Origin of the sequence: Deinococcus grandis, from assembly GCF_001485435.1 — a bacterium.
Taxonomy (GTDB): domain Bacteria; phylum Deinococcota; class Deinococci; order Deinococcales; family Deinococcaceae; genus Deinococcus; species Deinococcus grandis.
Genome location: NZ_BCMS01000002.1, coordinates 197,543 through 223,478 on the forward strand (window position 1 = coordinate 197,543; position 25,936 = coordinate 223,478).

Genomic DNA, 25,936 nt, shown 5'->3' on the forward strand with positions numbered 1-25,936 from the left:
TCTTACGCTTCCCAGCCCGCCAGGATCTTGTCCAGCGTGATCGGGAAGTCCCGGACGCGCACGCCGCTGGCGTTGTACACGGCGTTCGCCACGGCGGCGCCCACCCCGCTGATGCCCAGTTCGCCGACGCCCTTGGCGCGCAGCGGGCTGGACTGGTCATCGAGTTCATCCAGGAACAGCACGTCCAGATCCGGGATGTCCGCGTGGACCGGCACGTGGTACTCGCCCAGGTCGTGGTTCACGAACAGGCCCAGGTCGTGGTCCACGTGCAGGGCCTCCATCAGGGCGCTGCCGATGCCCATGGTCATGCCGCCCAGGCACTGGCTGCGCGCGGTGACGGGGTTCAGGATCCGTCCGGCCGCGACGACGCTCAGGGCGCGGCGCACGCGGACCTCGCCGGTGTGGGCGTTCACGCCGACCTCCACGAAGTGCGCGCCGAAGCTCGCCTGCATGAACTGCTCGGTCAGGTCGCCGTAGGTCATGCGGGCCGTGGCCTCCACGCCCTCCTTCCCGGCCAGCTCGCTCAGTTCGGTGCATTCGGCGCCCTGCCAGACCTTGCCGCCCCGGAACACGGCGCTGGCGTTCTGGTACCCGGCCTTCTGCGCCAGGTCCCGCCGCAGTTCGTCGCACGCGGCGTACACCCCGGCGGAGCTGCTGTTCGCGCCCCACGAACCACCGGACCCGCTGGAGGCGGGGAAGTCCGAGTCGCCCAGCTTCACCTCGACCTGATGCAGGTCCAGGCCGAGCATCTCGGCGGCGACCTGTCCCAGGACGGTGTAGCTGCCGGTGCCGATGTCGGTCATCTGCGTCTCGACGGTCAGGGTGCCGCCCGGATTCAGGCGGACGGTCGCGCCGGACGGCATGACGAGGTTCGTGCGAAACGCCGACGCCACGCCGTACCCGACGTACCACTCGCCGTCCTGCCGTTCGCGGGGCGCGCGGGGCCGGTCGTCCCAGCCGAACGCCTTCGCGCCGGTCCGCAGCGCCGCCGCGAGTCGCCGGGACGAGAAGGGCCGCTTGGGGCCTTTTTCCGGGTCGAACTGCACGTCGTTGCGCAGGCGCAGCTCGACCGGGTCCAGACCCAGTTTCTCGGCGAGTTCGTCCATCGCGCCTTCCAGCGCGAGCATCCCGACCGCCTCGCCGGGGGCGCGCATGCTCGCGCCGGGCGGCAGGTCCAGCTCGCTCTGCCGGGTGCGGATCTGGCGGTGCTCGCCGCCGTACAGGTACTTGGTCTGCTCGCAGGCGGGTTCGCTGTCCCCGCCGGGCAGGTTCCCGGTCCAGGTGTCGTGCCCGACGGCGTGCAGCGTCCCGTCGGGGTCGGCGCCCAGGCGGACGCGCTGGATGGTCGCCGAGCGGTGCGAGGTGTTGTTGAAGATCAGCGGGCGCTGCAGGGTGGTCTTGACCGGGCGGCCCAGCATCCGGGCGGCGGCGGCGGACAGCACCGCGTCGGAGAAGAACAGCAGCTTCGTGCCGAAGCCCCCGCCCACGTACGCCGCGACGACCCGCACGTCCTTCTGCGGGATGTTCAGCGTCAGCGCCAGCCCGCGCCGCACCCAGTGCACGACCTGATGCGAGGTGTGCACGGTGAGCTGGTCGCCGTCCCACTGCGCGATGGTCGCGTGCGGCTCCATGGGCGCCTGCGACTGGTCGGGGGTGGTGAAGGTCAGGTCCACGCTGACCGCCGCGTCCGCGAAGGCGGAGTCGAAGTCGCCCACGACGCTGTCCACGGCGTCCTTGGGTTCCTTGCCGCTGTCCACCGTGTCGGCCAGCGTGAACTGCCCGGGTGTCACCTCGTACTCGACCTCAATGAGATTGGCGGCGGCGCGGGCCTGCTCGAAGGTCTCGGCCACCACGAACGCGACCGCCTGATGGTAGTGGCGGATCTCGGGGCCGCTCAGCTGCGGGGAGGCTTCCCGCTGCTGGGGGACGGGCGTGTCGCTCCTGGCCTGGGCGGGCATGTTCTCGTGCGTGAGGACCAGCAGAACGCCCGGCGCGGCCTCCGCCTGCGTGGTGTCGAGGCGCGTCACGCGGCCGTGCGCGATGCCCGCGCCCAGCACGAAGCCGTAGGTGGGCGCCTCGGGCAACTGGTACTCGTAGGCGTAGGGGGCCTGACCGCTGACCTTCAGCGGGCCCTCGATGCGGGTGAAGGGCCGCGTGACCACGCGCTCCTGATCGATGGGGTTGGGGGGGGACGCCTGCTCGAACTTCATGCCTGGGCCTCCTGGCCCGCCTGGGCCAGCACGGCCTTCAGGGTGCGGCGCAGCAGCGGCACCTTGAAGGCGTTTTCCTCGGTGGGACGCGCGCCCTCGAAGGCGCGGTCGATCAGGGCGTCGGCCCGCCCGTCCGCCCTGGCCCGGGCGTAGGCGTCCTCGGCGTCCGGGACGCGCCAGGGGCGCGGGGCGACCCCGCCGAAGGCCACGCGGACCCGGTCGCCGTCCACGATGGCCGCCACCGACACCAGCGCGAACGCGTACGACGCGCGGTCGCGGACCTTACGGTACAGGTGCGTGCCGCCCACCGGGGGGGGCAGGGTCACGCCGGTGATCAGCTCGCCGGGTTCGAGGGTGGTTTCGAGGTGCGGGGTGTCCTCCGGCAGGCGGTAGAACTCGTCCAGCGTCAGGGTGCGCGCCGTGCCGTCGGGTTTCAGGGTGTTCACCGTGGCGTCCAGCACGCGCAGCGCGACGGCCATGTCGGACGGGTGCTGCGCGATGCAGGCGTCGCTCGTGCCGATCACGGCCAGCGTGCGGCTCAGGCCGCGCAGCGCCGCGCAGCCCGTGCCGGGATCGCGTTTGTTGCACGGGAGGTTCGTGTCGTAGAAGTACGGGCAGCGCGCGCGCTGCAGGAGGTTCCCGCCGGTCGTGGCCTTGTTGCGGATCTGCCCCGACGCGCCCGCCACGATGGCGCGGGTCAGCACGGCGTAGTCGGATTTGACCCGCGGGTGGTTCGCCAGATCGGTGTTCGTGACCAGGGCGCCCACGTGCAGCCCGCCGTCCGGGGTGTCGGTCACGTCGCGCAGGTTCAGGCGGCTGACGTCCACGAGGCGGCTGGGCTGCTCGATGTCGAGTTTCATCAGGTCCAGAAGGTTCGTGCCGCCCGCGATGAATTTCGTGCCGGTGGCCTCGGCGGCCTGCGCGGCGGCCCGGGGCGTGTCGGCGCGGGTGTACGCGAAGGCCCTCACGCGCCGTCTCCGGCGGCGTGGACTTCGGTCACGGCCGCGATGATGTTCGGGTACGCGGCGCAGCGGCAGATGTTGCCGCTCAGGCGCTCGCGGAGTTCCTCGGCGCTGAACCTCACGGCGTCCAGGTCGGCGGTCACGTGGCTGGGCACGCCCCGCGCGATCTCGTCGAGCGTGCCGACCGAGGAGCACAGCTGCCCCGGCGTGCAGTATCCGCACTGGTAGCCGTCGTGGCGGACGAAGGCGTCCTGCAGCGGGTGCAGGTGGTCCGGGGTGCCCAGCCCCTCGACGGTGGTGACGCTCTGCCCGTCGTGCATGACCGCCAGGGTCAGGCAGCTCAGGACGCGCTGGCCGTCCAGCAGGACGGTGCAGGCGCCGCACTGGCCGTGGTCGCAGCCTTTCTTCGTGCCGGTCAGGTGCAGGTGCTCACGCAGGGTGTCCAGCAGGGTCACGCGCGGGTCGATGGTCAGTTCGTGCGTCTCGCCGTTCACGCTCAGCGTGACGGGCAGGCGCGGCAGGTCGGCGCCACTGGGGGCCTGGGGGGACTGGGTCATGCGGGTGAAACCTCCGGGAACTGGGGGGGACGGTCCGGCCGATCGCGCGGCGGACCCACAGCAGAGTCAGGCTGTCCCCCCACCATCCCTGATTTCCGCTCTGACTGCACCAGGACACGGTTCACCGTGACTTTATGCTCAGCCTGCCGGGGTGGCCCGGCCCGCGCCCGTGCGCCGCAGGAAGCGCGCGAGCAGCGTCATGCCCGCGAAGCACAGCCCGGCGGTCAGCCCGAACCACAGCCCGCGTGGCCCCAGGCCCAGCCCGAAGGCCAGTGCGGCGCCGCTGCCCAGGCCCAGCGCCCAGTAGGCGACCAGCGAGATCATCAGGGGCCAGCGTGTGTCCTGCAGGCCGCGCAACGCGGCGTTCGCGGTCACCTGCAGTCCGTCGAAGGCCTGGAACAGCGTGGCGATCAGCAGCAGGGCTGCCGCGCTCCCCACGAGCGCCGCGTTCGCCGGGTCGCGGACGTTCACGAACACGCCGATCACCAGTTCCGGCGTCAGGACGTACGTCAGGCTGACGAGCAGCATCACCGCGATCGCCAGCGCCATACCCAGCAGGCCCGCGCGGCGCGAGAGGCGCAGCTGCCCCGCCCCGGCGTGCTGCGCTACCCGGATGCCGGTCGCGGTCGCCAGTCCCAGCGGCACCATGAACACCGCCGTGATGACCTGCAGTGCCACGTTGTGTGCGGCCAGGGCCTGCGGCCCGAAGCGGGCCATCAGGAGGCTGGTCACCGTGAACAGGCCCCCCTCGGCCCCCAGGGTCAGGCCGATCGGCCAGCCCAGGCGCAGCAGGGCGCGCAGTTCGCCCATCACCTCGGCGCGCGGGAGGGCCGGGCGGGGCAGGCGGCGCCGCGCCACCCAAGCCAGCGTCAGGGCGCTGCCCCACGACGCGGTGATCGTCGCCAGGGCCGCGCCGCTCAGGCCCAGCGCGGGCAGCGCGCCCCACCCGTAACTGAGTGCCGGGCTGAGGAGTCCCGCCACGCCGACGGCGCCCAGCGCGACCGCCGTGACCACGCGCGGCTGCCCGGTGCCCTCCAGCGCGCCGCGCAGCGCACTGAACGCCAGCGTGGCGGGCATACCCAGCGCGTACAGCCGCAGGTAGGTGCCCGCCAGGTCCCCGTCGATCCCGGCCGGGGCGGCGCGCGCGATCAGATGCGCGGCCAGGAACGCGACCGGCAGGAACAGCGCCGAGAGGAGCCCGGCCAGCCACAGGCCGGCGTGGGCGGCGCGCGCCACGCCGCGCGTGTCCCCGGCGCCGTGCGCGGCGGCCACGCGCGGGGCGACCGCGAGCATGATGCCCACGAGCACGATGAAGCCCAGGTAGTACGTGGCGCTGCCGTACGCGACGGCGGCCAGCGGTCCGGCGCCCAGGCGGCCGATCACGGCGGTGCTGATCAGCGCCAGGGCGTTGAGGCTGAACTGCGACACGATCACGGGCGCGGCGAGGCGCAGCAGCTGAGCGGTCTCGGCCCGCAGGCCCGGTGGGGGAGGGAGGGCGGTCACCGCGCCAGGATAGCCGTCCGCCGGTCGCGGGCCGATCGGCTGCGCGGGACGGCGCGCGGCCCGGGCCGGACTGAACAAACGTCCGTTAGGCGCGCGCGGTACAGTGGGCCATGACCCACAACCCAGACCGCGCGTTCCGCACGCGCGCCGTGCACGCCGGGCACGGCCTCGACCCCGCCACCGGGGCGCACGCCACACCCATCTACGCGACCTCCACCTTCGGGTACGGCAGCGCCGAACGCGGCGCGCGCCTCTTCGCGGGCGAGGAGCAGGGCTACTTCTACTCGCGCCTGACCAACCCCACCGTCCGCGCTTTCGAGGAGAAGGTCGCCAGTCTGGAGGGCCTGCCCGACGCGGTCGCCTTCGCCAGCGGTATGGGCGCCGTGTCCGCGCTGTGCCTCACGCTCCTGAAGCCCGGCGACGAGGTGATCTTCGTCGCGCCGCTGTACGGCGGCACCACCGGCTTCCTGCACGAGGTCGCCGCGAAGTTCGGCGTGAGGGTTCACGAGGCCCCCGACGAGGCCGGGGTGGAGGCCCTGACCGGCCCCCGGACCCGCCTGATCTGGGTGGAGACGCCCACCAACCCCGCGCTGGGCATCGTGGACCTCGCGCGGATCGCCCGCGCCGCCCAGGCCTGCGGCGCCCTGAGCGTCGCGGACAACACCTTCAGTACGCCCGCCCTGACCCGCCCCGCCGAACACGGCATCGACCTCGTCATGCACAGCGCCACCAAGTACCTCGGCGGGCACGGGGACGCCATCGGCGGCGTCGTCGCGGGCCCCGAGGACCTGCTGGCCGAACTGCGCGGCATCGGCCTGCGGCACGTCGGCGCGTCGCTGGGCCCCTTCGAGGCGTACCTGTTCCTGCGCGGCATGAAGACCCTCCCGCTGCGCATGCACGCCCACTGTGAGGGCGCCGCTGCCCTGGCACAGGCGCTGGACGGCCACCCGGCCCTGACGGCCCTCCACTACCCCGGCCTGCGCACCCACCCCGGCCACGCGGTCGCCGCGCGGCAGATGAGCGGCTTCGGCGGCCTGCTCAGCATCGACCTGGGCACCCAGGCCGCCGCGTCCGCGTTCCTGAACCACCTGACGCTGTTCACGCAGGCCGTCAGCCTCGGCGACGTGGAAAGCCTCTCGTGCCACCCGGGCAGCACCACCCACCACCTCCTGGGCGAGGAAGCCCTGCGCCGCCAGGGCGTCACGCCCGGCCTCGTGCGTCTGAGTGTCGGGATCGAGGACCCCCGCGACCTCGTGGACGACATCCTGGGCGCGCTGGAGCACGTCCGGGCCGGGCAGCTCCAGCCCGGCTGAAGCAAGGAGATGAGGCGGCCCGGCAGATCGCACCGGGCCGCCTCTTTGCCGGGTTCAGCTCAGGTGCCTCATCGTCAGGGTCCGCAGTTGCCCCAGGATGCCCTGCACCTCGTCGGGACTCGGCGCTTCCACGTACAGCCGCACCACGGGTTCCGTTCCCGACGCGCGCACCATCCCGTACCCCCCGTCGAAGGCCAGCTTCACGCCGTCGAGGGTGATCACGTCCCGCACCGCGTGCGCGCCCAGGTGCGCGGTGTTCGCCACGTCGTCCATCAGCGCCGCGCGGTTCACCGGCCCCGGCAGGTGCAGGTCAATGCGGTCGTAGTGATGCCGGAAGTCCAGCAGCGCCTCGATCTGCCGGAACTGCTCGTCCAGCCCCAGCCCCGTCGCCGCGACCGTCTCCTGCAGCAGCAGCCCGTTCAGCAGCCCGTCCCGCTCGGGCACGTGGCCCTGCACGCCGATCCCGCCGGACTCCTCCCCGCCGATCAGCACCTGCCGCGCCGGGTCCGCCTCGCCCTCCAGGAAGTGATCGGTGATGTACTTGAAGCCCACCGGGGTCTGCACGACCTCCAGCCCGTGATGCTGCGCCAGGCGCTCGATGATGCCGCTCGTGGACACCGTCCGCACCACCCGCCCCCGCAGCCCCCGCCGCGCGAGGTGATGCAGCAGCACCGCGAAGATCTGATGACTGTTGAAGAACGCCCCGCCGGCCAGCACCGCCCCGATACGGTCCGCGTCGCCGTCCGTGACCATCGCGAACGCCGGACCCGACACACCCCGCATGACCTGCGCGGTCGCCTCCAGATTCGCCCCGATCGGCTCGGGGTTCACCCCGCCGAACAGCGGGTCCGGCGCCTGCCGCAGCCCGTGGAACGGCACGCCCAGGTGCTCCCGCGTGAACTGCTCGATCCAGCCGCCGGCCGCGCCGTGCATCGCGTCGTGGTACACCGGCAGGCCCGACGCGCGGATCGCCCCCGTGTCCACCAGCCCGGCCAGCGCCGACAGGTACGCCTCCCGCGCGCTGCCGTCCGTCAGCGAGCCCACAGCGCCCGCGGTCAGTGGCGTGTCGATGCGCGACTCCACCTCCTGCACGAGCGCGGGCGTGGCGCTCCCCCCGTACGGTCCCTTGAGCTTGTACCCCTGGTACTGACCGGGGTTATGACTCGCGGTGATCATCACGCCCCCGGCGTGCCCACCGTCCCGCGTCGCGTGCGACAGCGCCGGGGTGGGCGTCGGCCCGCCCAGCAGCGTCACGTCCAGACCCGAGTCCGCCAGGGTCCGCGCCGCCGCGCCCGCGAACGCCCCACCCAGGAAGCGCGTGTCGTGCGCCACCACCGCGCTGCGCCCGCCACCCGCCAGGAGTGCCGCTGCGTGCGCCTGCGCCACCCGCCGCACGTTCGCGAACGTGAACTCGTCGGCGATCACGCCGCGCCAGCCGTCCGTGCCGAAAGAGAGCTTCATGCGCGCAGCGTACCCTCCCGGGCGCGCGCAACTGAATTCATTTCCACCCGCGTGACGACCCTGTCAGGCGCCGCGCGACATAAGTGACCCATGACCTTCTACCCCGTGATCCTGGCCGGCGGCAGCGGTGAACGGTTCTGGCCCCTGTCCCGCAAGAGCAAACCCAAGCAGTTCCTCACGCTGGAAAGCAGCGGCCGCAGCCTCCTGCAGACCACCGCCGAGCGCCTCACCGCCGGGCAGGGCGGCCTGGAACGCCTGATGATCGTCACCGCCAACGAGCACCGCGGTCACGTCCTGGAACACCTGCCGGACCTGCCACTGGAGAACCTGCTCGTGGAACCCACCCCGCGCGACACGGCCGCCGCGATCCTGTACGGCGCGCTGACCGTCCACCGCGACGACCCGGACGCCGTCATGGGCGTCTTCCCCGCCGACCACCGCGTGGACGACCCGGACGCCTTCCACGCCGTCCTGGCCCGCGCCGTCGAGTACGCCCGCACCCACGACGCGCTCGTCACGCTGGGCATGACCCCCTCGTACCCCGCCACCGGCTACGGCTACATCGAACAGGGCGACGAGGACGGAGGCAGCGGCGTGTACCGCGTGCAGCGCTTCACCGAGAAACCCGACGCGGACCTCGCGCGGGACTTCCTGAACACCGGGCGGTACCTGTGGAACTCCGGGATGTTCATCTGGCGCGCCGAGGTGATCCTGAACGCCTTCGAGACGCTGGTCCCCGAACTGTACGGCCCGATGCTCGAGGCGTCCAGGCAGCGCGGCGGGCTGCGGCACGTGTACCCGACCCTCCCGAAGATCAGCGTGGACTACGCCATCCTGGAACGCGCCCGGAACGTCGCCGTGATTCCCGCCAGTTTCGGCTGGGACGACCTGGGCGACTGGAACGCCCTGGAACGCCTGCTCAAGGGCGACGGTGGGAACGTCGCCGTGGGCCGCCACGTCAGCCTGGATACCGGCGGCGCGATCATGTACACCACGGGCGGCGAGGACCTGATCGCCACCATCGGCCTGGAGGACGTGGTCGTCGTGCGCGCCGGGGACGTGACCCTGGTCGTCCGCAAGGACCGCACGCAGGACATCAAGAAGGTCGTCGCGCAGCTCAAGGACAACCCGGAACTGGCCCGCTTCGCCTGATACGGGACTCAAGTGATTCCACATCATTCGGAGTCGCCCGGTGGCCCCCTCACCCTTCCGTCGCTTCGCTCCTCCCTCCCTCTCCCACACGGGGAGAGGGAAAAACGGAACGCGATCACGGTGCAAGCAAGTCAATTTAATCCCGTATGAGGCGCGCACGATCAGGCTCAGGGGGCCACGGGGGAGAGCTCCGGTGGCCCCCGCTTCGCTGGCCTGTCACCGCCGTTCAGAGCGGGTGCCGGGCGGTTCGTGAAGGAGGAAGACGGCCGTCCGGTTCAGTGACCTGCGGGGACGGGCGTGGAGTCCTCCGCGGCGTGCAGGTGCACGCGGTTCTTGCCGCTGCGTTTGGCGCGGTACAGCGCCCGGTCGGCGCGGGCGAAGGCGTCCCGGAACGGTTCCCCGGCGGCCCAGTGCGTGCCCCCCAGGCTCAGCGTGACGTGCTGACCGGCCAGTGGGGTGGTGGCCACGGCGGCGCGCAGCGTTTCCCCCAGCGCCGCCGCGCCCCGCAGGTCGCCGGGGCTGACGAGCACGAATTCCTCGCCGCCCCAGCGGGCCAGCAGACTGCCGGGCGGCAGGTGTTCCTGCACGGTGCGGGCCAGCTGACGCAGCACGTCGTCGCCCATCGCGTGCCCGTGCGTGTCGTTCACGAGCTTGAAGTCGTCCGCGTCGAGCACCAGCAGGTTTTGCCCGGCGTGCGCCTGATCCTCGAACCCGCGGCGGTTGAGCAGCCCGGTCAGCGGGTCGTGCGTGGCGAGGTACGCGAGCAGATGCGCGCGCTCGACCACCTGTCCCAGCGTCTGGCGCATGACCACCCCGACGGCCAGCAGCGCGAACATGCCCAGGTTCACCCACTGCGTCAGCTGCCGCGTGCCGGGCGCCTCGCCGCTGAGCAGGTTCACCTCCAGCAGGTACGCGCCGAGCAGCAGGACCGCCAGACCCAGCGACCAGGCGGGCGGGAGGACCAGCAGCAGGCCCGTCACGATGAACAGCAGCACGCTGCCGAGCAGGTCCGCGTCCAGCGGCGCGCCGGGGTTCAGGGCGTACCCGATCAGGAAGTGCACGCCGCTGAGCAGCAGCAGCCCCGCGAAGATCCGCTCGGCGCGCGGGAGTCGCCGGGCGTCCTGCCAGACGAGCGCGGTCAGTACCGCGCCGCTCAGCATGACCGCGCCGTGCGTGACGGCCAGTCTAGTCGCGCCGGACCGGATCAGGTGCAGCAGCAGCAGGGTCAGTCCGGGCGCGGCGAACAGCAGGGCCAGCAGGTAACCGCGCAGTTTCACCCGTGTCACCTCGGCCGGTGGGCCGGTGGGTCGGGCGGAAGGTGCGGGTGGCGGTCTGGTCATGGCAGGCTCGTGCGCTCATGCTGGGCTGCGTCCTCTGACGGGAACCTGTCGTGCACGGCACGACCGGCCCGGTCAGGAGGACGCGTCCGGGCGACGCCGCCGGGTGGGACGGGGGAGCTCAGCCCGGCCGGTTCAGGACGGCCAGGGTCAGCCCGGCCGGGGTCAGCTCGGCCGGGGTCAGGTCGGGACGCTGCTCCCTGACGTCAGTGGGCGGCGGCGCCCCGGCGCGGGATCAGGTGCACGATTCCCGCGACGATCAGCCCCACGATCAGGCCCACGACGGCGCTGACGAGCGTATCGACCAGCCACGTGACCAGACCGGCGGCGGCCGGGATGGCCTCGGCAGCGCCGTGGGACAGGTCGTGCAGCAGGTCCTCCAGGGCGTGCCAGCCGAAGTCGGCGAGGCCCGCGATGATGATGTGGCCGCCCACCCACAGCATGGCGGCGGTGCCGATGACGCCCAGGGCGCCCAGGATGATGGGCATGCCCTTGACGAGGCCGCGGCCGATGGCGCGTCCGGTGCCGGTGCGGGCCTGGGCGAGGCGCAGGCCGATGTCGTCCATCTTCACGATCAGCGCGACCACGCCGTACACGAGCGCGGTGATGACCAGCGCCACGACGATCAGGATCAGGGCGCGTTCGAAGAGCGGTTCGCTGGCGACCTCGCCCAGCGAGATGGCCATGATTTCCGCCGAGAGGATGAAGTCGGTGCGGATCGCGCCGCTGATCATCTGTTTCTCGTGGTCGGCGCTGCTCAGCCGGGCCTCGGTGGCGGCCGCCTCCTCGTGCCCGCCGCGGACGGCCTCGATGAGTTTCTCGGCGCCCTCGAAGCACAGGTACGCGCCGCCGAGCATCAGGATGGGCGGCATGGCCTGCGGCAGGAACTCGCTGAGCAGCAGCGCGACCGGCAGGATGAACACGACCTTGTTGCGCAGCGAGCCGCGCGCGATGCGCCAGATGATCGGCAGTTCGCGGTCCGGGGTAAAGCCCGTGACGTAACGGGGCGTGACGGCGGTGTCGTCCACGACCACCCCGACGGCCTTCACACTGGCCTTCGCGGCGGCGGCGCCGATGTCGTCAATGGACGCGGCGGCGAGGCGGGCGATCGCGGCCACGTCGTCGAGCAGCGCGACAAGGCCGCCACTCATGGGCGGGCTCCGGCAGTGGGGGTGAGGTGCAGCATTCCCGCCCAGCGTAGCAGGGGCGCGCGCCCGGACACCGCAGGATCAAGGCTTCGTGGGGATGCCGCCCGGGCGGGTCCCCGCGACTCCACTGCACTGTCCTTTGCCTGCCCAGACACCTGCGCGGCCTGTGTGGTCCGGGGTGTATCCTGGGGCATCGGACAATCAGGCTGTCGTTCTGCATGGATAACCGTCAGCCCGCCCCCCAGTTCGCACGTCAGGCGTCAACCATGCGCGGTGTCCTCCATCCGGAGGTGCGGCGCAGTGTCTGGTGAGTTCAACGGGAGGGAAAGCGGTGATGGTGGAACTGACGATCAACGGAACGGCGCGGCAGCTGCCCAGCGCGGCGCACACGACGCTGCTGGGCGCGCTGCGCGCCGAGGGGCTGACCGGCTGCAAGGAGGGTTGCGCGGAGGGTGAGTGCGGCGCGTGCGCGGTGCTCGTCGCCCGCGCGGATGGTGAGGGCACGCGCTGGGAGAGCGTGAACGCCTGCCTGGCGCTGCTGCCCGCGCTGGACGGCGCGGAGGTCGTGACGAGCGAGGGCCTGGGCACCCCGCAGGACCTGCACCCCGCGCAGGAGGAACTGGCGGTGCGGGGCGGCTCGCAGTGCGGGTACTGCACGCCGGGCTTCGTGGTGAGCCTCGCGGCGGAGTACCTGCGGCCCGAGCGCACGCCGGGAGAGCACGGCGAGGCGAACGGCTTCGACGTGCATTCGCTGAGCGGGAACCTGTGCCGCTGCACCGGGTACCAGCCCATCGTGGACGCCGCCCGCGCGCTGGGCACGCCCGTGGAGGGTGACCCGCTGGCGGCGCGGCAGTCACAGCCCGCCCCCAGTGCGCGCCCCACGCGGCTGGAGGCGGCAGACGGCACCTTCCACCGCCCCGCGACGCTGGCCGAGGCGCTGGCCCTGCTCGCCGCGCACCCGGACGCGCGCGTGCTCGCGGGCGGGACGGACTGGGGCGTGGACGTGAACCTGCGCCGTGCCCGCGCGTCCGTGACAGTTGCGGTGGACGCGCTGCCGGAACTCCGCGCCTTCGAGACTGGCGGGGACGTAATCCGCCTGGGTGCGGCCCTGACCCTCAGCGACCTGGAACGCCGCCTGGGGGACCGGGTGCCGCTCCTGCAGGCGTGGTTCCCGCAGTTCGCGTCGCGGCTGATCCGCAATTCCGCCACGCTGGGCGGGAACCTGGGGACCGCCTCGCCCATCGGGGACAGCCCGCCGGTGCTGCTGGCACTGAACGCGGAGCTGGAACTCGTCGGGCCGGGCGGCGTGCGGGTCGTGCCGCTGCGCGACTACTTCACCGGGTACCGGCAGACGGTGCGCGCGCCAGGCGAGCTGATCCAGGCGGTGCGGATTCCCACGCCGCTGGCTCCCGTGACGGCGTTCCACAAGATCGCCAGGCGGCGCTTCGACGACATCTCCAGCGTGGCGGTCGGCTACGCCCTGCGGGTGGAGGGCGGCGTGGTCACGCAGGCCCGCATCGGGCTGGGCGGGGTGGCCGCCACGCCCCTGCGCGCGTATGACGCCGAGGCGGCGCTGGAGGGGCAGCCGTGGACGGCCGACACCGCCCGGCGCGCCGCCCGCATCCTGGGCGGCACCGGCACGCCCCTGAGTGACCACCGCGCCAGTGCCGGGTACCGCGCGGCGATGCTGGAGCAGAGCCTGCTGAAGTTCCACTGGGAGACCCGGGCGGAGGTGACGGCGTGAGCGGCCACGAGGTTCCCCCGGGCGCGGCCGTGGGGCGGGCGCTGGCGCACGAGAGCGCCGCGCTGCACGTGACCGGGCAGGCGCTGTACACCGACGACCTGGGCGTCCGGATGGCGGGGTTGCTGCACGCCTGGCCGGTCGGGTCGCCGCACGCGCACGCGCGGGTGCTGAGCCTGGACGTCTCGCCTGCGTTGCACGTGCAGGGCGTGGCGCGGGTCCTGACGCGCGCGGACGTGCCCGGCGTGAACGACGCGGGCGTCAAGGGCGACGAGCCCCTCTTCCCGGAGGAGGTGATGTTCGTCGGGCACGCCGTGTGCTGGGTCCTGGCCGACAGTGAGGACGCCGCCCGGCAGGGCGCGGCTGCCGTGCAGGTCACGTACGAGCCGCTGCCGTCGCTGATCTCACTGCGCGAGGCGATGGACGCGTCCTCCTTCCAGGGGGCGCAGTCCACCCTGCGGCGCGGAGACGTGACGGTGGGGTTCGCTCAGGCCGCGCACGTCTTCGAGGGCGAGTTCGAGCTGGGCGGGCAGGAGCACTTCTACCTCGAGACACACGCCTCACTGGCGCACGTCGATGAGTCGGGCCAGGTGTTCATCCAGTGCAGCACGCAGCACCCCAGCGAGACGCAGGACATCACGGCGCACGTGCTGGGCCTGGATGCGAACGAGGTGACGGTGCAGTGCCTGCGCATGGGCGGCGGCTTCGGCGGGAAGGAGATGCAGCCGCACGGCTTCGCGGCGATCGCGGCGCTGGGCGCGGTCCTCACCGGGCGACCCGTCCGGCTGCGGCTCAACCGCACGCTGGACCTCACCATGACCGGCAAACGCCACCCCTTCCACGCGGCCTGGACGGCGGGCTTCGACGCGGACGGACGCTTCACGGCGCTGCAGGTGCAGCTGACCAGCGACGGCGGCTGGAGCCTGGACCTGTCCGAGCCGGTCATGGCCCGCGCGCTGTGCCACGTGGACAACGCGTACTTCATCCCGCACGTCGAGGCCCGCGGGCGGATCGCGCGGACGAACAAGACCTCCCAGACGGCCTTCCGGGGCTTCGGCGGACCGCAGGGCATGCTGGTCGTCGAGGACCTGCTGGGCCGCGTGGCGCCGCTGCTGGGTCTGGACCCGCACGAACTGCGGCAGCGGAACTTCTACCGCCCGGGCGAGTGCACGCCGTACGGGCAGCCCGTCCGGCACGCCGAGCGCCTGGAGACGATCTGGACCGAACTGCTCGCCAGCAGCGACTTCCACGCCCGCCGCGATCAGGTGGCGGCCTTCAACGCCGCGCACGAGCACGTCAAGCGGGGACTGGCGGTCACGCCGGTGAAGTTCGGGATCTCCTTCAACTTCACGGCGTACAACCAGGCGGGCGCCCTGGTGCACGTGTACAAGGACGGCTCGGTGCTCGTGAACCACGGCGGAACCGAGATGGGCCAGGGCCTGCACACGAAGATGCTGCAGGTCGCCGCGACCGCGCTGGGCGTGCCGCTCGCCTCGGTTCGCCTCGCGCCGACGCGGACGGACAAGGTCCCGAACACCAGTGCCACGGCCGCGAGCAGCGGCGCGGACCTGAACGGCGGCGCGGTGAAGGACGCCTGCGACCAGATCCGCGCCCGCCTGTCGGAGGTCGCCGCCGGGCGGCTGGCCGTCCACCCGGACGACGTGCGCTTCGAGGCGGGCCGGGTGTTCCCGCTGGGTCACCCCGAACGGGGCCTGACGTTCCGGGAACTCGTGCACGACGCGTACCACCGCCGCACGCAGCTGTGGGCGGCGGGCTTCTACCGCACGCCGGACCTGCACTGGGACCGCGAGGCGATGCAGGGCGAGCCGTTCAAGTACTTCAGTTACGGCGCGAGCGTCACAGAGGTGGAACTCGACGGCTTCACCGGCGCGTACCGCGTCCTGCGCGCGGACCTGCTGCACGACGTGGGGGACAGCCTCTCCCCGCTGATCGACCTGGGTCAGGTCGAGGGTGGGTACCTGCAGGGCCTGGGCTGGCTGACGCTGGAGGAACTGAAGTGGGACGAGTCCACCGGAGCGGGACGGGGGCGCTTGCTCACGCAGGCGGCCAGCACGTATAAATTGCCTTCGCTCTCGGAGCTGCCCGCGGACTTCCGCGCCGCGCTCCTGCGGCAGGCCACCGAGACGGGCGTGGTGTACGGCAGCAAGGCGGTGGGGGAACCCCCGCTGATGCTGGCGATCTCCGCCCGCGAGGCCATCCGCGCCGCGTGCGCCGCCTTCGGCCCGCCCGGCACCCCCACCCTCCTCGCGTCCCCGGCCACGCCGGAGGCCGCGTTCTGGGCGCTGCACGCCGCCCGCACCCCCTCACCCCCCGACGCGCCCCGCGCGACCGAAGGAGTCCAGACATGACCGAAGCTGCCCTGCTCATCACGGCCCCCCTGCCCGCCAGCGCCCTGAGCGCCGCCGACCTCCAGTTCCTGCACGCCGACCTGCCCGTGGACGGCCCGCGCTTCCTGGAAGACGAGCAGTGGGACGCCGACGCGCTGGCGCTGCTGGAATGGGACGCCGAACTGCCCCTGAGCCCGCAGGACCTGCTGCCGCTGGAATGGACCCGCACGCCCTGAGTCCGGGTGCGGGCGGCCCGGCGTGGCTCGCGGCCCTCACGCGGCTCTCCGCGCGGGGCGAGGCGGCCGTGCTCGTGACCGTCACGGCGGCGCGTGGGCACACGCCGCGCGAGGCGGGCGCACGGATGGTCGTCAGCCTCAGCGGTGCGTGGGGCAGCGTGGGCGGCGGGAACCTGGAGGCGACCGCTGCGGAACGCGCCCGCGCGCTGATCCGCGCGCAGGCCCAGGCCCCCGAGACGCTGACGCTGCGCCTGACCGACCGCGCCGCGAACGAGCACGGGCGGCAGTGCTGCGGCGGCGAGGTCACGCTGCACCTCGACCCCGTCCTGCACGCGCGCGCTCAGGTGGCCGTGTTCGGCGCCGGGCACGTCGGTCTGGAACTCGCGCGGCTGCTCGCCCGGCATCCGGTCGGGCTGCACCTGATCGATTCACGCGCCGCGCAGCTGACCCCCGAGCGCCTGCTGCCCCTGCAGGACGCCGAGGCGCACGTCACCGCGCACCACGCGCCCATCCCGGAACTCGTGCTGGAGGACCTGCCGCCCGGCACGCACGTGCTGATCCTCACGCACGACCACGCCGAGGACGCCGCGATCCTCGACGCGGCGCTGCGCCGCCCCGGCTCCTGCTTCCTGGGCCTGATCGGGTCGGGCGCCAAGTGGATCCGCTTCCAGGCGCAGTTGCGCGACCTGGGCCACAGCCCGGAGGCGCTGGCGCGGGTGACCTCCCCGATCGGCCTGCCCGAGCTGAACGCCGGACCTCACCGCAAGCACCCGGCGGTGATCGCGCTGAGTGTCGCTGCGCAGCTGCTTCCCTACCTCACGCCCACGCCGGACCTGACCCCGGCGCCCGAAAGGACCCCATGACCACGCTGTACCGCGCCACCTTCCTGCACACTCCCGAAAACCCCTTCACGCACGCGGACGCGCTGCGCGCCGAATCCGACGGTGGCCTGCTCGTCGAAGGCGGCGTGATCCGCGCCCGTGGCGCGTTCGCGGACCTGCGCGCCGCGCACCCGCACGCGCCCGTCACCGACCTGCGCGGCGGGTTGCTGCTGCCGGGCTTCATCGACACGCACGTGCACCTGCCGCAGGTCCGGGTGATCGGTGGGCTGGGCCTGCCGCTGCTGGACTGGCTGGACCAGTGCGCGCTGCCCGAGGAGGCCCGCATGGCCGACGTCGCCTACGCGCGCGGCGTCGCGCGGGACTTCACGCGCGGCCTGCTCGGGGCGGGCACCACGACCGCGCTGGTGTTCGGGTCGCATTTCGCCGGGGCGGTGGACGCCTTCTTCGAGGAGGCCGCGCAGACCGGCCTGCGCGCCGTGGCGGGCCTGGTCGTCAGCGACCGCCTGCTGCGGAACGAACTGCACACCACCCCCGAACGGGCCTACGCCGAGGGCAAGGTCCTGATCGACCGCTGGCACGGCGTGGGCCGCGCCCTGTACGCGGTGACGCCCCGCTTCAGCCTCTCGGCGTCCGAGGGCATCCTGGACGCCTGCGCCGCGCTGATGCGCGAACAGCCCGGCGTGCGCTTCACGAGTCACATCAACGAGAACACCCGCGAGATCGAGGTGGTCCGCGAGCTGTTCCCCGGCGCGCGCGACTACCTCGACACCTACGAGCGGGCCGGGCTGATCGGCCGCCACAGCGTCCTGGCGCACAACGTGCACCCCAGCGACCGGGAACTGGGCGTGATGGCCGCCGCGCGCTGCACGGCCGCGCACTGCCCGTGCAGCAACTCCGCGCTCGGCAGTGGGTTCTTCCCGCTGCGCCGCCACCTCGCTGCGGGCGTGCACGTGGCCCTGGGCAGCGACGTGGGCGGCGGCACCGGCTTCAGCCTCCTCAAGGAGGGCCTGCAGGCGCACTTCATGCAGAACCTCATGCCGGGCGGCGTGCCCCTGAGCCCCGCGCACCTGCTGTACCTCGCCACGAAGGCGGGCGCCGAGGCGCTGGACCTGCCCGAGGTCGGCGCGTTCGAGCCGGGCCAGCAGTTCGACGCCCTGCACCTCGCGCCCGTGCCGGGCACGCCGCTGGACGCCGTGTTCCGCCACGCCGCCAGCCCCGAGCGCGCCCTGGCCGCCGCGTTCGCCACCGGCACCCCCGGCGACGTCGCGCAGGTCTGGATCGGCGGGGACGTGGCGCACACCCGCGCCTGATCCCGATCCCACCGTGAGGCGCGCCCCCGGGTTGTCCCTGGGGGCGCGCCTCACGGACCGGTCAGGCGCCGGACCGGTCGGGCCAGCTGGGCGTGCGGCTTTCCCGCCAGAACGACACGAAGGCGTCCACCTGATCCACGAACTTCTGGAAGCTGTTGCTCTTGACCATGTACGAACTGGCGTGCAGGGTGTACGCCCGGGCGACGTCACCCGGCTGGGAGGACGTGGAGAGCATCACGACCGGGATGGACAGCAGCGCCGGGTCGTCCTTGATGGCCTGCAGCACCTCGAAGCCCGACATGACCGGCATGTTCACGTCGAGGATCACCACGTCCGGCAGCGGCCCGCCGCGCAGTGCCCGCAGGGCCTCCTCGCCGCTGGCGCAGGTGCTGACGGTCAGGCGCTCGCCGTGCTCGGCGAAGACCTCCTGGGCGAGCATCAGGTCGGCGGGGTTGTCATCGACCAGCAGCACGCGGAACGGGCGGCTCACGCGCAACCCCGGGGGAAGGACCAGTGACTCATTCCCGCCAGTATACGAACTAGCGTGGGCGCGGCGCCGTGCGTTCCGGGGTGCCGCCGCCCCGGCTGCAAGAAAACTGCACGAGTGTTCCGGGTACGCTGCTGGAAACCCCGCACCGAAGGAGTGAACCCATGCGCCGTCTCCTGCTGTCCCTGACCCTGCTGACCCTGTGTGCCTGCGCGCGGCCCGCGTCCAGCCTGTACACCCCGGTGGAGGCCGACCCGCAGCTGGCCGCGCCGGGCCCGGTGGTCCTGACGGTCGTGAACGCCGCCGGGAAGGAGTTCACGTTCACGCGTGCCCGGCTGGCCGCGCTGGGCCTGGTGAGTTTCAGCACGCCGGACCCGTCGCGGAAGAACGAGGCGCACGAGTACACCGGTCCGCTCCTGAGCGCCGTGCTGCGCGAGGCCGGGATCGCGCAGGCGGCCACGCTGCACCTCGTGGCGCTCGACAAGTACAGGACCGACCTGAAGCTCGCGCCGATCCGGGACGTGCCGGTCATTCTGGCGCTGAAATCCGACGGGCAGCTGCTCGAACCCCGGAACTTCGGCCCGGTGTACATGACCTTCCCGTACGGCGGCGTGAAACTCGACCCGAACATCTACAACGCCGCGTGGGTGTGGCAGCTGTACCGGATCGAGGAGCGGCCGGGCGGCGCCTGAGAGGCCGGGCGTGACGGACAATCCGGCGCCGGGCGCCCCGCGGGAGCGGCGCTGGTCGGTGAGCCTGCTGCTGCTGAGCGTCGTGCTGGTCGTGACGCTGGGCGCGTTCGCGTTCACGTTCGTGCGCCTCAACCGCGTGGCGGGCCTGAGCAGCGTGTCCATCACCGGCTGGTCCTACGCGGAGTTCGTGCGGCAGGCGGCGGAACTGCGCGTGCTCGTGGCGGGCGCACCCGCGACGGACGCGGCGGACCTGGAGGTGCCGCTGGCGGTGCTGCAGTCCAAGGCGACGGTCGTGAGTGGCGAGCCGCTGCTGGACCGGATCGATCAGGCGCGCCGCGAGCGGCTGCTGGGCGCGGTCGAGCAGGCGCAGGCGCTGACCGTGGCTGACCTGCGCGGCCCGGGCGCGGCGCGGCAGCTGTCGGCGATCATGGACGGCGCCCAGGAGGGCTACGCGGGCGCGGTGGACCTGCTGGGCCGCGAGCGCAGCGGGATCGCGCGCGACCTGCGACTGGCCGAGGTGACCCTGGCCGCCCTGGCGGCGCTGCTGGCCCTGACCATCACGACCGTGATCCTGCAGGTGCAGGCGCGCGCGCGGCGGGACCTGCACCTCGAAACCGAGCGGCGCACCGAGTCCGAGCGGGCGCGGGCGGCGCTGGAACGCACCGCGCAGGACCTCCGGGCGGCCGAGGGGGCCCTGCAGCGCGAGCGGGATTTCGCGGTGCAGGTCATGTAGGCGATGGGCGAGGGCCTGTACGTGACCGGCGCGGACGGCACCTTCGAGTACGTGAACCCGGCGCTGGCGCGCATGGTGGGACAGCCGGCCGGGACGCTGGTGGGCCGCGCGGAGTCGGACGTGCTGGGCGAGCAGCCGGCGCAGGGCGGCGCGCGGGTGACGGCGGAGGTGTCGCTGCGCCGCCCGGACGGGGCGAGCACGCCCACCCTGCTGACGCGCGTGGCGCGGGGCGCGGGGGGCGTCACGGCGGTCCTGACGGACCTGAGCGCCCCGAAGGAGGCCGAGGCGCGCCTGCGGGAACTGTACGAGGTGACCGCGCGCGGCGCGCCGGACACGCGGCATGAACTGCTGGAGGTCGCCAGCCGCACCTTCCGCGCGCCGGGCGCGTTCGTGCGGGGCGGGGTGATCGTGGCGCGCGCCGGTCCACTGTCGGAAGGTCGGGCGCTGGAACTCGCGGCGCAGCCGCACGACCGCACGCCGGACACGCTGCGCGTCGCGGTGCGCACCCCGGGCGGGACCGGCACGCTGGTGTTCTGCCGCGCGGCGACCGGTCAGCCGTTCACGGCCGCCGACGAGGATTTCCTGCGGCTGATCGGGCAGTGGCTGGAGCAGGACGCCGCGCGGGAGGAGACGGCGCGGCAGCTGCGGCGCAGCGAGGAACTGAACAAGGCCGTGATCCGCTCCTCACTGGACGCGATCATCACCTGCGACGAGCGCGGCGTGATCACCGAGTTCAACCCGGCGGCCGAGCAGATCTTCGGCCGGTCGCGCGCCGAGGCGCTCGGGGAGTCCCTGGACGCGATGATCATTCCCGAGCGGATGCGCGCCGCGCACGGCCTGAGTCTGCAGCGCCTGTCGGAGGGCGGGCCCGGGCGCATCCTGGGGCAGCGGCTGGAACTGCCTGCCGTGCGCCGGGACGGGCAGGAATTCCCGGTGGAACTGTCGGTGGTGCGCCTGCCGACCGACATGCCCGAGTACGCCGGGTTCGTCCGCGACATCACCGAGCGGCGCGCGGCGGAGGCGCGGCTGCACCACCGGACCACGCAGCTGGACTCGGTGTTCAACGTCAGTCCGGACGGGTTCGTGACCTTCGGCGGCCAGGGTCAGGTGGTGGAGGTCAACCCGGCGTTCCTGGCCCTGACCGGCACCCGCCGTGAGGAACTGCTCGGGCTGAGTGAAGCGCAGTTCGAGCGGGCGCTGCAATCCCGGTGCGAGGTCGCGCGTCCCGCGAGCCGCCCGCCGCCCGGCGTGGACGTGCTGCAGGTGGTGCGTCCGGCGCGGCGGGTCCTGAAGCGCACGCGCCGCCCCATGGACGCCGGGGACGGCGTGGTGCTCGGGCACGTGATGTACTTCCGGGACATCACGCACGAGGCCGAGATCAGCAACATGAAGAGTGAATTCATGTCCACCGCCGCGCATGAACTGCGCACGCCCATGACGTCCATCTACGGCTTCACGGAACTCCTCCTGACGCGTGAACTGGACCCCGAGACCACCCGGGACCTGCTGGAGACCATCTACCGGCAGGCGGGGCAGTTGATCCTGTTGCTGACCGAACTGCTGGATCTCGCGCGGATCGAGGCGCGCGCCGGGCAGGACTTCCGCATCGCGCACGAGGCGGTCCGGCCGCTGATCGAGAACACCGTGCGGGCCTTCACGCCGCCGCACGAGCGTTCGCGCGTGTGGGTGCAGGTCGCGCCGAACCTGCCGCTGCTGCCGGTGGACGCCACGAAGTTCAATCAGGCGCTCGGGAACGTGCTGTCCAACGCGTTCAAGTACTCCCCGCAGGGCGGCGAGGTGCTCGTGCACGCCTGGATGGACCCGCTGCACCCGCTGCTGCACGTCTCGGTCACGGACCAGGGGATCGGCATGACGGCCGAGCAGCGGCACCGGGCGTTCGAGCGGTTCTACCGCGCCGACAGTTCCGGCAGCATTCCCGGGACGGGCCTGGGCCTGAGTCTCGTGCAGGAGATCATGCACTGCCACGGCGGACGTGCCACGCTGAGCAGCGAGCCGGGGCAGGGCAGTGTCGTCACGCTGACCTTCCCGGTCAATCCCGCCCCTCTGGAGAGCCATGCCCAAGAAAATACTGATCGTGGATGACCACGCCGACCTGCGCAAACTGATCCGCCTGACGCTGCTGGGCCCCGATTACCAGTTGCAGGAGGCCGCGAGTGGTGACGAGGCGCTCACGCGCACGCGCGAGTGGCGGCCGGACCTGCTGATCCTGGACGTCATGATGCCCGGCAGTCTGAACGGGTTTCAGGTGTGCGAGACGCTGAAGGCCGACCCTGACCTGCGCGGCACGGCCGTGATGCTCGTCACGGCCCGCGCGCAGAAGAGTGACCTGCAGGAGGGCGTCGCGGTGGGCGCCGACGCGTACCTGGTCAAACCGTTCAGTCCGATGGAACTGCTCGAGCGGGTGGGGACGCTGCTGGACCGCCGGGGCTGACCGGCGGACCCCGCAGGGCGTGGGGTGGGTGCCCACCGTCTGGATGCGGTCCGGTGTGTCCGTCGTGTGTGGTGCTCGCGGAGGGACCGGGGGCGGTGACGGTGGTGCGGCCCTCCGGCCTTCGTTGCGGGCTGGGGTGAGGGGCGTCGGAGGGGATGTTCTGCGCGGCGTTCGGTGGGGGAGGCGGTGGGGTCATCCGGACTCCGGTTGAAAGGTTTGCAAAATCTTTCAACCCGAGCGGATGCGAGAAGGAGCAAAGCGGGTTCCGGACGTGGAGCTGGCAATCCGGTGAAGTTCCGGATTGTCAGCGAAACAAACGGAATCCGTATCATCCGGTCCGGTGATGTGCGGTATCGCCCGTGCCGATAAGGCTGGCCGCACCCTTGCTGGATACCCTTGGGGGGTATACGATCCGTGCAGTTGTATCCCCCAAGGAGGGCCACCCATGTTCTTCGAACGCTTCTACGACACGGACCTCGCCCAGGCGTCCTACCTGATCGGCTGCCAGAAGACCGGCGAGAGCCTCGTCCTCGACCCCGTCCGCGACGTCCAGACCTACCTGGGCCGCGCCGCCCGCGAGGGCCTGCGCGTCACGCACGTCACCGAGACGCACATCCACGCCGACTACCTCTCCGGCAGCCGCGAACTCGCCGCCCACACCGGCGCCCAACTCCTCCTCTCCGATGAAGGGAACGCCGACTGGAAATACGCCTTCGCCGCCACGCCGCTCCACCACGGCGACACCTTCATGGTCGGTAACCTCCGCGTCGAAGTGCGCCACACGCCCGGTCACACTCCCGAGAGCGTCTCGTTCCTCGTGACCGATACCCCCCGGGGCGACACGCCCGTCATGTACTTCACGGGTGACTTCGTGTTCGTCGGCGACATCGGCCGCCCCGACCTGCTCGACGAGGCCGCCGGAGGCGTGGACACCCGTTTTGTCGGTGCCCGGCAGCTGTTCGCCAGCCTGCGCGACCAGTTCCTGACCCTGCCCGACGGCGTGCAGGTCTGGCCCGGCCACGGCGCGGGCAGCGCCTGCGGGAAGGCCCTGGGCGCCGTCCCGACGACCACCGTCGGCTACGAACGCGCCCTGGCGTGGTGGGCGCCCTACGTGGCCGCCGGGGACGAGGCGGGCTTCACGGCCGAGCTGCTCAGCGGCCAGCCGGACGCGCCGCTGTACTACGGACGCATGAAGATGCAGAACAGAGCCGGTCCGGCCCTGCTCGGGGACGTCACGCCGCTCGCGCCGCTCAGCGCCGCCGACCTGAAGGCCCGGATGGCCGCCGGTACGGTCCTGATCGACACCCGCCCCCGGACCGCCCATCAGGCGGACGCGGTGCCCGGCAGCGTGAACATTCCCGACGGAAACACCTTCGAGACGTGGTCCGGCTGGCTGCTGCGCCCCGAGGACGCCGCGTACGTCCTGCTGGCCCGCGACGCCGCGCACGCCGAGACACTGCGCCGCCGCCTGTGGATGGTGGGCCTGGATCAGGTGACCGGATTCGTGACGTCCACGGCGGGACTGGAGACCACGCCCGCCCAGCCGTTCCCGGCGGCGGAACTCGCTCAGCATGATGGGGCACTGATCCTCGACGTGCGGAACAAGACCGAACACCAGGCGGGGGCGATTCCGGGGGCGCAGCAACTGCATGCCGGTCGCCTCGCGTGGCAGCTGGACGCGCTGCCGCGGGATCAGGAGATCGTCGTGCACTGCCAGGGGGGCGCGCGGAGCGCGGCGGCGGCGAGCTTCCTGCGCGCCCGGGGCTTCCAGGTGAGCGAACTCGCCGGCGGGTACGACGCCTACACCCGCGAACGCGACGCGCAGCCGGTCTGACCGTGTTCCGCTTCCTGAAGACACTGCTGGGCTCGCCGGTCCCGGCGCTGACTCCCCGCGAAGCGCAGGACCTCACCCGGCAGGGCGCCCTGATCCTCGACGTCCGCGAACCCGTCGAACGCGCCCGGGGCTTCATTCCCGGCAGTCGACACGTTTCTCTGGGTGACCTGGGCCGCGCCGACCTTCCGCAGGGGCAGGTGCTGATCTGCCAGTGCGCCAGCGGGCACCGCAGCGCCCTGGCCGCCCGGCAGCTCCAGGCGCGCGGCTTCGACGTCCGCAATCTCCAGGGGGGCCTCCAGGCCTGGCAGGCCGCCGGGCTCCCCACCCGCAGAGGCAAACAGACATGACCTACACGGACCTCTTCCCGAACGAACTCGACATCCACCGCCGCGCGGGCGCCGCCCTGATCGACGTGCGCGAACCCGACGAGTACGCCCAGGGGCACGTCCCCGGCGCGATCAACCTCCCCCTGTCCGAACTCCAGGGCCGCGAGACCGAGGTGCCCGACGGTGCCGTCCTGATCTGCGCCAGCGGCAACCGGTCCTCACAGGCCGCCGCGTACCTCGCCGGACTGGGCCACCAGAAGCTCAAGAACCTGATGGGCGGCACCTTCGGCTGGATGCGCGAGGGCCGCGACCTGGCGACCGGCGACCGGCCATGATCCTCGCGTGGATCGGCGCGGCCCTGATCGGCTTGAGCCTCGGCCTGCTCGGCTCCGGTGGCAGCATCCTGACCGTCCCGGTGCTGGTGTACCTCGTCGGTGAGGACAGCAAGCTCGCCATTGCCGAGAGCCTCGCCATCGTGGGCGGCATCAGCCTGTTCGGGGCCATTCCCTACGCCCTGAAACGCCAGATCGACTGGCGCAGCGTTCTGTACTTCGGGGTGCCCGGCGTGACCGGCACGTACCTGGGCGCCGCGCTCAGCGTGTACCTCAGCGGCGTCGTGCAACTGACGCTCTTCGCGGCCGTGATGCTCCTCGCGTCCATCATGATGTTCCGCCCGGCCGCAGCGGGCTCCGGTCCGGCGCACGCCCGCTCGCCGCTGAAGATCGCCGCCGAGGGCCTCGGCGTGGGCGTCCTCACCGGCCTGGTCGGGGTGGGCGGCGGCTTCCTGATCATCCCGGCGCTGGTGCTGCTCGGCGGGCTGCCCATGAGTCTCGCGGTGGGCACCAGCCTGCTGATCATCGCCGCCAAGAGCTTCGCCGGGTTCTCCAAGTACCTGCATGTCCTGCAGGAGCAGAACCTCGCGGTGCACTGGCACCTGATCCTGATCTTCACCGTGATCGGCATCGCCGGGAGCTTCCTGGGCGCCCGCGTCGGCAAGAACGTGTCCAACGACGCGCTCAAGCGGGGCTTCGCGTCCTTCCTGGTCGTGATGGGCCTGTACGTCCTCGCCACAAACGTCCCCAAGGTGCTCAACCCACCCCCGACCGTGGAGAGCCGCGCCCACTGACCACCCCCACGCTCCGGAGGCGGCGAGGTCGGACAGGCCCCGCCGCCTCATCCATGCCTATCCATTGGGCTGCGCCCCGCTTCCCGGCGGTCCCACTGCACGCCACTCCATTCCACTGAGTTCGTTCCACTGAACGTCTCATACGGATTCCGTTTGTTTCGCTGAC

23 protein-coding genes are annotated in these 25,936 nt (G+C 72.2%); 15 read left to right on the top strand and 8 right to left on the bottom strand.

Annotation, left to right across the window (positions count from 1 at the left end):
• Positions 1 to 2: 2 nt before the first annotated feature.
• The 4 genes from DEIGR_RS16360 to DEIGR_RS16375 all read right to left on the bottom strand — a co-directional run bounded on the left by DEIGR_RS16360 (position 3) and on the right by DEIGR_RS16375 (position 5,232).
• Positions 3 to 2,210 carry a xanthine dehydrogenase family protein molybdopterin-binding subunit gene (locus DEIGR_RS16360; RefSeq protein ID WP_058979093.1) on the bottom strand — a complete coding sequence of 736 codons (2,208 nt, stop codon included), beginning with the start codon at positions 2,208 to 2,210 and terminating at the stop codon, positions 3 to 5.
• Positions 2,207 to 3,178 (bottom strand): FAD binding domain-containing protein, encoded by a 972-nt coding sequence (locus DEIGR_RS16365; protein ID WP_058979095.1) that lies wholly within the window; start codon positions 3,176 to 3,178, stop codon positions 2,207 to 2,209. Before DEIGR_RS16365 ends, DEIGR_RS16360 begins: the two co-directional genes overlap by 4 nt.
• Positions 3,175 to 3,729, bottom strand: coding sequence for a 2Fe-2S iron-sulfur cluster-binding protein (locus DEIGR_RS16370; RefSeq protein ID WP_083524230.1), 555 nt, complete (start codon positions 3,727 to 3,729; stop codon positions 3,175 to 3,177). Before DEIGR_RS16370 ends, DEIGR_RS16365 begins: the two co-directional genes overlap by 4 nt.
• A 138-nt stretch (positions 3,730 to 3,867) precedes the next feature.
• A complete protein-coding gene (locus DEIGR_RS16375; protein WP_058979097.1) occupies positions 3,868 to 5,232 on the bottom strand; it encodes an MATE family efflux transporter in 1,365 nt (454 codons plus the stop codon).
• Positions 5,233 to 5,342: 110 nt separating this feature from the next.
• On the opposite strand from DEIGR_RS16375, the gene DEIGR_RS16380 reads away from it, so the two are divergent.
• Complete coding sequence (locus DEIGR_RS16380; RefSeq protein WP_058979099.1) at positions 5,343 to 6,545, top strand: trans-sulfuration enzyme family protein; 1,203 nt, start codon at positions 5,343 to 5,345, stop codon at positions 6,543 to 6,545.
• 54 nt (positions 6,546 to 6,599) lie between these two features.
• On the opposite strand, the gene DEIGR_RS16385 is transcribed toward DEIGR_RS16380, so the two are convergent.
• Entirely contained in the window at positions 6,600 to 8,006 is a 1,407-nt protein-coding gene (locus DEIGR_RS16385; protein WP_058979101.1) for a phosphohexomutase domain-containing protein, read from the bottom strand.
• A gap of 90 nt (positions 8,007 to 8,096) precedes the next feature.
• Here DEIGR_RS16385 and DEIGR_RS16390 point away from each other — a divergent pair, with 90 nt between their 5' ends.
• Positions 8,097 to 9,158 carry a mannose-1-phosphate guanylyltransferase gene (locus tag DEIGR_RS16390; RefSeq protein ID WP_058979102.1) on the top strand — a complete coding sequence of 354 codons (1,062 nt, stop codon included), beginning with the start codon at positions 8,097 to 8,099 and terminating at the stop codon, positions 9,156 to 9,158.
• 275 nt (positions 9,159 to 9,433) lie between these two features.
• Here the strand turns inward: DEIGR_RS16390 and DEIGR_RS16395 are convergent, their stop codons facing one another.
• Entirely contained in the window at positions 9,434 to 10,435 is a 1,002-nt protein-coding gene (locus DEIGR_RS16395; protein ID WP_160329954.1) for a GGDEF domain-containing protein, read from the bottom strand.
• Between the two features lie 266 nt (positions 10,436 to 10,701).
• On the bottom strand, positions 10,702 to 11,646 hold the full coding sequence (locus tag DEIGR_RS16400; protein WP_058979106.1) for a DUF808 domain-containing protein: 945 nt from the start codon (positions 11,644 to 11,646) through the stop codon (positions 10,702 to 10,704).
• A gap of 331 nt (positions 11,647 to 11,977) precedes the next feature.
• Here DEIGR_RS16400 and DEIGR_RS16405 point away from each other — a divergent pair, with 331 nt between their 5' ends.
• The 5 genes from DEIGR_RS16405 to guaD are packed head-to-tail and all read left to right on the top strand — an operon-like array spanning position 11,978 to position 18,120.
• The gene (locus DEIGR_RS16405; RefSeq protein ID WP_058979108.1) at positions 11,978 to 13,387 is read left to right on the top strand and encodes a xanthine dehydrogenase small subunit; all 1,410 of its coding nucleotides are present in this window, start codon (positions 11,978 to 11,980) and stop codon (positions 13,385 to 13,387) included.
• Positions 13,384 to 15,753: a xanthine dehydrogenase molybdopterin binding subunit gene (xdhB, locus tag DEIGR_RS16410; RefSeq protein ID WP_058979110.1), complete on the top strand. Its 2,370-nt coding sequence runs from the start codon at positions 13,384 to 13,386 to the stop codon at positions 15,751 to 15,753. Before DEIGR_RS16405 ends, xdhB begins: the two co-directional genes overlap by 4 nt.
• Positions 15,750 to 15,968, top strand: a complete 219-nt coding sequence (locus DEIGR_RS16415; RefSeq protein WP_058979112.1) for a hypothetical protein — start codon at positions 15,750 to 15,752, stop codon at positions 15,966 to 15,968. The genes xdhB and DEIGR_RS16415 overlap by 4 nt, the downstream gene beginning before the upstream one ends.
• Positions 15,950 to 16,831 (top strand): xanthine dehydrogenase accessory protein XdhC, encoded by an 882-nt coding sequence (gene xdhC / locus DEIGR_RS16420; protein WP_058979113.1) that lies wholly within the window; start codon positions 15,950 to 15,952, stop codon positions 16,829 to 16,831. Before DEIGR_RS16415 ends, xdhC begins: the two co-directional genes overlap by 19 nt.
• On the top strand, positions 16,828 to 18,120 hold the full coding sequence (gene guaD, locus DEIGR_RS16425; RefSeq protein ID WP_058979115.1) for a guanine deaminase: 1,293 nt from the start codon (positions 16,828 to 16,830) through the stop codon (positions 18,118 to 18,120). The genes xdhC and guaD overlap by 4 nt, the downstream gene beginning before the upstream one ends.
• Positions 18,121 to 18,181: 61 nt before the next feature.
• Here the strand turns inward: guaD and DEIGR_RS16430 are convergent, their stop codons facing one another.
• Positions 18,182 to 18,610 carry a response regulator gene (locus tag DEIGR_RS16430; protein WP_083524259.1) on the bottom strand — a complete coding sequence of 143 codons (429 nt, stop codon included), beginning with the start codon at positions 18,608 to 18,610 and terminating at the stop codon, positions 18,182 to 18,184.
• A gap of 161 nt (positions 18,611 to 18,771) precedes the next feature.
• Here DEIGR_RS16430 and DEIGR_RS16435 point away from each other — a divergent pair, with 161 nt between their 5' ends.
• The 8 genes from DEIGR_RS16435 to DEIGR_RS16470 all read left to right on the top strand — a co-directional run bounded on the left by DEIGR_RS16435 (position 18,772) and on the right by DEIGR_RS16470 (position 25,770).
• On the top strand, positions 18,772 to 19,299 hold the full coding sequence (locus DEIGR_RS16435; RefSeq protein ID WP_058979117.1) for a molybdopterin-dependent oxidoreductase: 528 nt from the start codon (positions 18,772 to 18,774) through the stop codon (positions 19,297 to 19,299).
• A gap of 10 nt (positions 19,300 to 19,309) precedes the next feature.
• On the top strand, positions 19,310 to 20,032 hold the full coding sequence (locus DEIGR_RS16440) for a hypothetical protein (protein ID WP_153013883.1): 723 nt from the start codon (positions 19,310 to 19,312) through the stop codon (positions 20,030 to 20,032).
• A 3-nt stretch (positions 20,033 to 20,035) separates the two neighbouring features.
• Positions 20,036 to 22,135 (top strand): sensor histidine kinase, encoded by a 2,100-nt coding sequence (locus tag DEIGR_RS16445; protein ID WP_058979121.1) that lies wholly within the window; start codon positions 20,036 to 20,038, stop codon positions 22,133 to 22,135.
• A complete protein-coding gene (locus DEIGR_RS16450; protein WP_058979362.1) occupies positions 22,107 to 22,484 on the top strand; it encodes a response regulator transcription factor in 378 nt (125 codons plus the stop codon). Before DEIGR_RS16445 ends, DEIGR_RS16450 begins: the two co-directional genes overlap by 29 nt.
• 445 nt (positions 22,485 to 22,929) lie before the next feature.
• Complete coding sequence (locus DEIGR_RS16455; protein WP_058979124.1) at positions 22,930 to 24,318, top strand: MBL fold metallo-hydrolase; 1,389 nt, start codon at positions 22,930 to 22,932, stop codon at positions 24,316 to 24,318.
• A gap of 2 nt (positions 24,319 to 24,320) precedes the next feature.
• A complete protein-coding gene (locus tag DEIGR_RS16460; protein WP_236704914.1) occupies positions 24,321 to 24,665 on the top strand; it encodes a rhodanese-like domain-containing protein in 345 nt (114 codons plus the stop codon).
• Positions 24,662 to 24,979 (top strand): rhodanese-like domain-containing protein, encoded by a 318-nt coding sequence (locus DEIGR_RS16465; protein WP_058979126.1) that lies wholly within the window; start codon positions 24,662 to 24,664, stop codon positions 24,977 to 24,979. The genes DEIGR_RS16460 and DEIGR_RS16465 overlap by 4 nt, the downstream gene beginning before the upstream one ends.
• Positions 24,976 to 25,770 (top strand): sulfite exporter TauE/SafE family protein, encoded by a 795-nt coding sequence (locus DEIGR_RS16470; protein ID WP_058979128.1) that lies wholly within the window; start codon positions 24,976 to 24,978, stop codon positions 25,768 to 25,770. The genes DEIGR_RS16465 and DEIGR_RS16470 overlap by 4 nt, the downstream gene beginning before the upstream one ends.
• Positions 25,771 to 25,936: the final 166 nt, after the last annotated feature.

What these genes read in the sequence shown, in the direction of transcription:
- DEIGR_RS16465 (WP_058979126.1), top strand. Translation starts at nt 24,662, where the DNA reads ATGACCTACACGGACCTCTTCCCGAACGAACTCGACATCCACCGCCGC.
- DEIGR_RS16400 (WP_058979106.1), bottom strand. Translation starts at nt 11,646, where the DNA reads ATGAGTGGCGGCCTTGTCGCGCTGCTCGACGACGTGGCCGCGATCGCC.
- DEIGR_RS16405 (WP_058979108.1), top strand. Translation starts at nt 11,978, where the DNA reads ATGGTGGAACTGACGATCAACGGAACGGCGCGGCAGCTGCCCAGCGCG.
- DEIGR_RS16380 (WP_058979099.1), top strand. Translation starts at nt 5,343, where the DNA reads ATGACCCACAACCCAGACCGCGCGTTCCGCACGCGCGCCGTGCACGCC.
- DEIGR_RS16450 (WP_058979362.1), top strand. Translation starts at nt 22,107, where the DNA reads ATGCCCAAGAAAATACTGATCGTGGATGACCACGCCGACCTGCGCAAA.
- DEIGR_RS16455 (WP_058979124.1), top strand. Translation starts at nt 22,930, where the DNA reads ATGTTCTTCGAACGCTTCTACGACACGGACCTCGCCCAGGCGTCCTAC.
- DEIGR_RS16435 (WP_058979117.1), top strand. Translation starts at nt 18,772, where the DNA reads ATGCGCCGTCTCCTGCTGTCCCTGACCCTGCTGACCCTGTGTGCCTGC.
- xdhC (WP_058979113.1), top strand. Translation starts at nt 15,950, where the DNA reads ATGGACCCGCACGCCCTGAGTCCGGGTGCGGGCGGCCCGGCGTGGCTC.
- DEIGR_RS16370 (WP_083524230.1), bottom strand. Translation starts at nt 3,729, where the DNA reads ATGACCCAGTCCCCCCAGGCCCCCAGTGGCGCCGACCTGCCGCGCCTG.
- DEIGR_RS16390 (WP_058979102.1), top strand. Translation starts at nt 8,097, where the DNA reads ATGACCTTCTACCCCGTGATCCTGGCCGGCGGCAGCGGTGAACGGTTC.
- DEIGR_RS16360 (WP_058979093.1), bottom strand. Translation starts at nt 2,210, where the DNA reads ATGAAGTTCGAGCAGGCGTCCCCCCCCAACCCCATCGATCAGGAGCGC.
- DEIGR_RS16415 (WP_058979112.1), top strand. Translation starts at nt 15,750, where the DNA reads ATGACCGAAGCTGCCCTGCTCATCACGGCCCCCCTGCCCGCCAGCGCC.
- guaD (WP_058979115.1), top strand. Translation starts at nt 16,828, where the DNA reads ATGACCACGCTGTACCGCGCCACCTTCCTGCACACTCCCGAAAACCCC.
- DEIGR_RS16445 (WP_058979121.1), top strand. Translation starts at nt 20,036, where the DNA reads ATGGGCGAGGGCCTGTACGTGACCGGCGCGGACGGCACCTTCGAGTAC.
- DEIGR_RS16385 (WP_058979101.1), bottom strand. Translation starts at nt 8,006, where the DNA reads ATGAAGCTCTCTTTCGGCACGGACGGCTGGCGCGGCGTGATCGCCGAC.
- DEIGR_RS16470 (WP_058979128.1), top strand. Translation starts at nt 24,976, where the DNA reads ATGATCCTCGCGTGGATCGGCGCGGCCCTGATCGGCTTGAGCCTCGGC.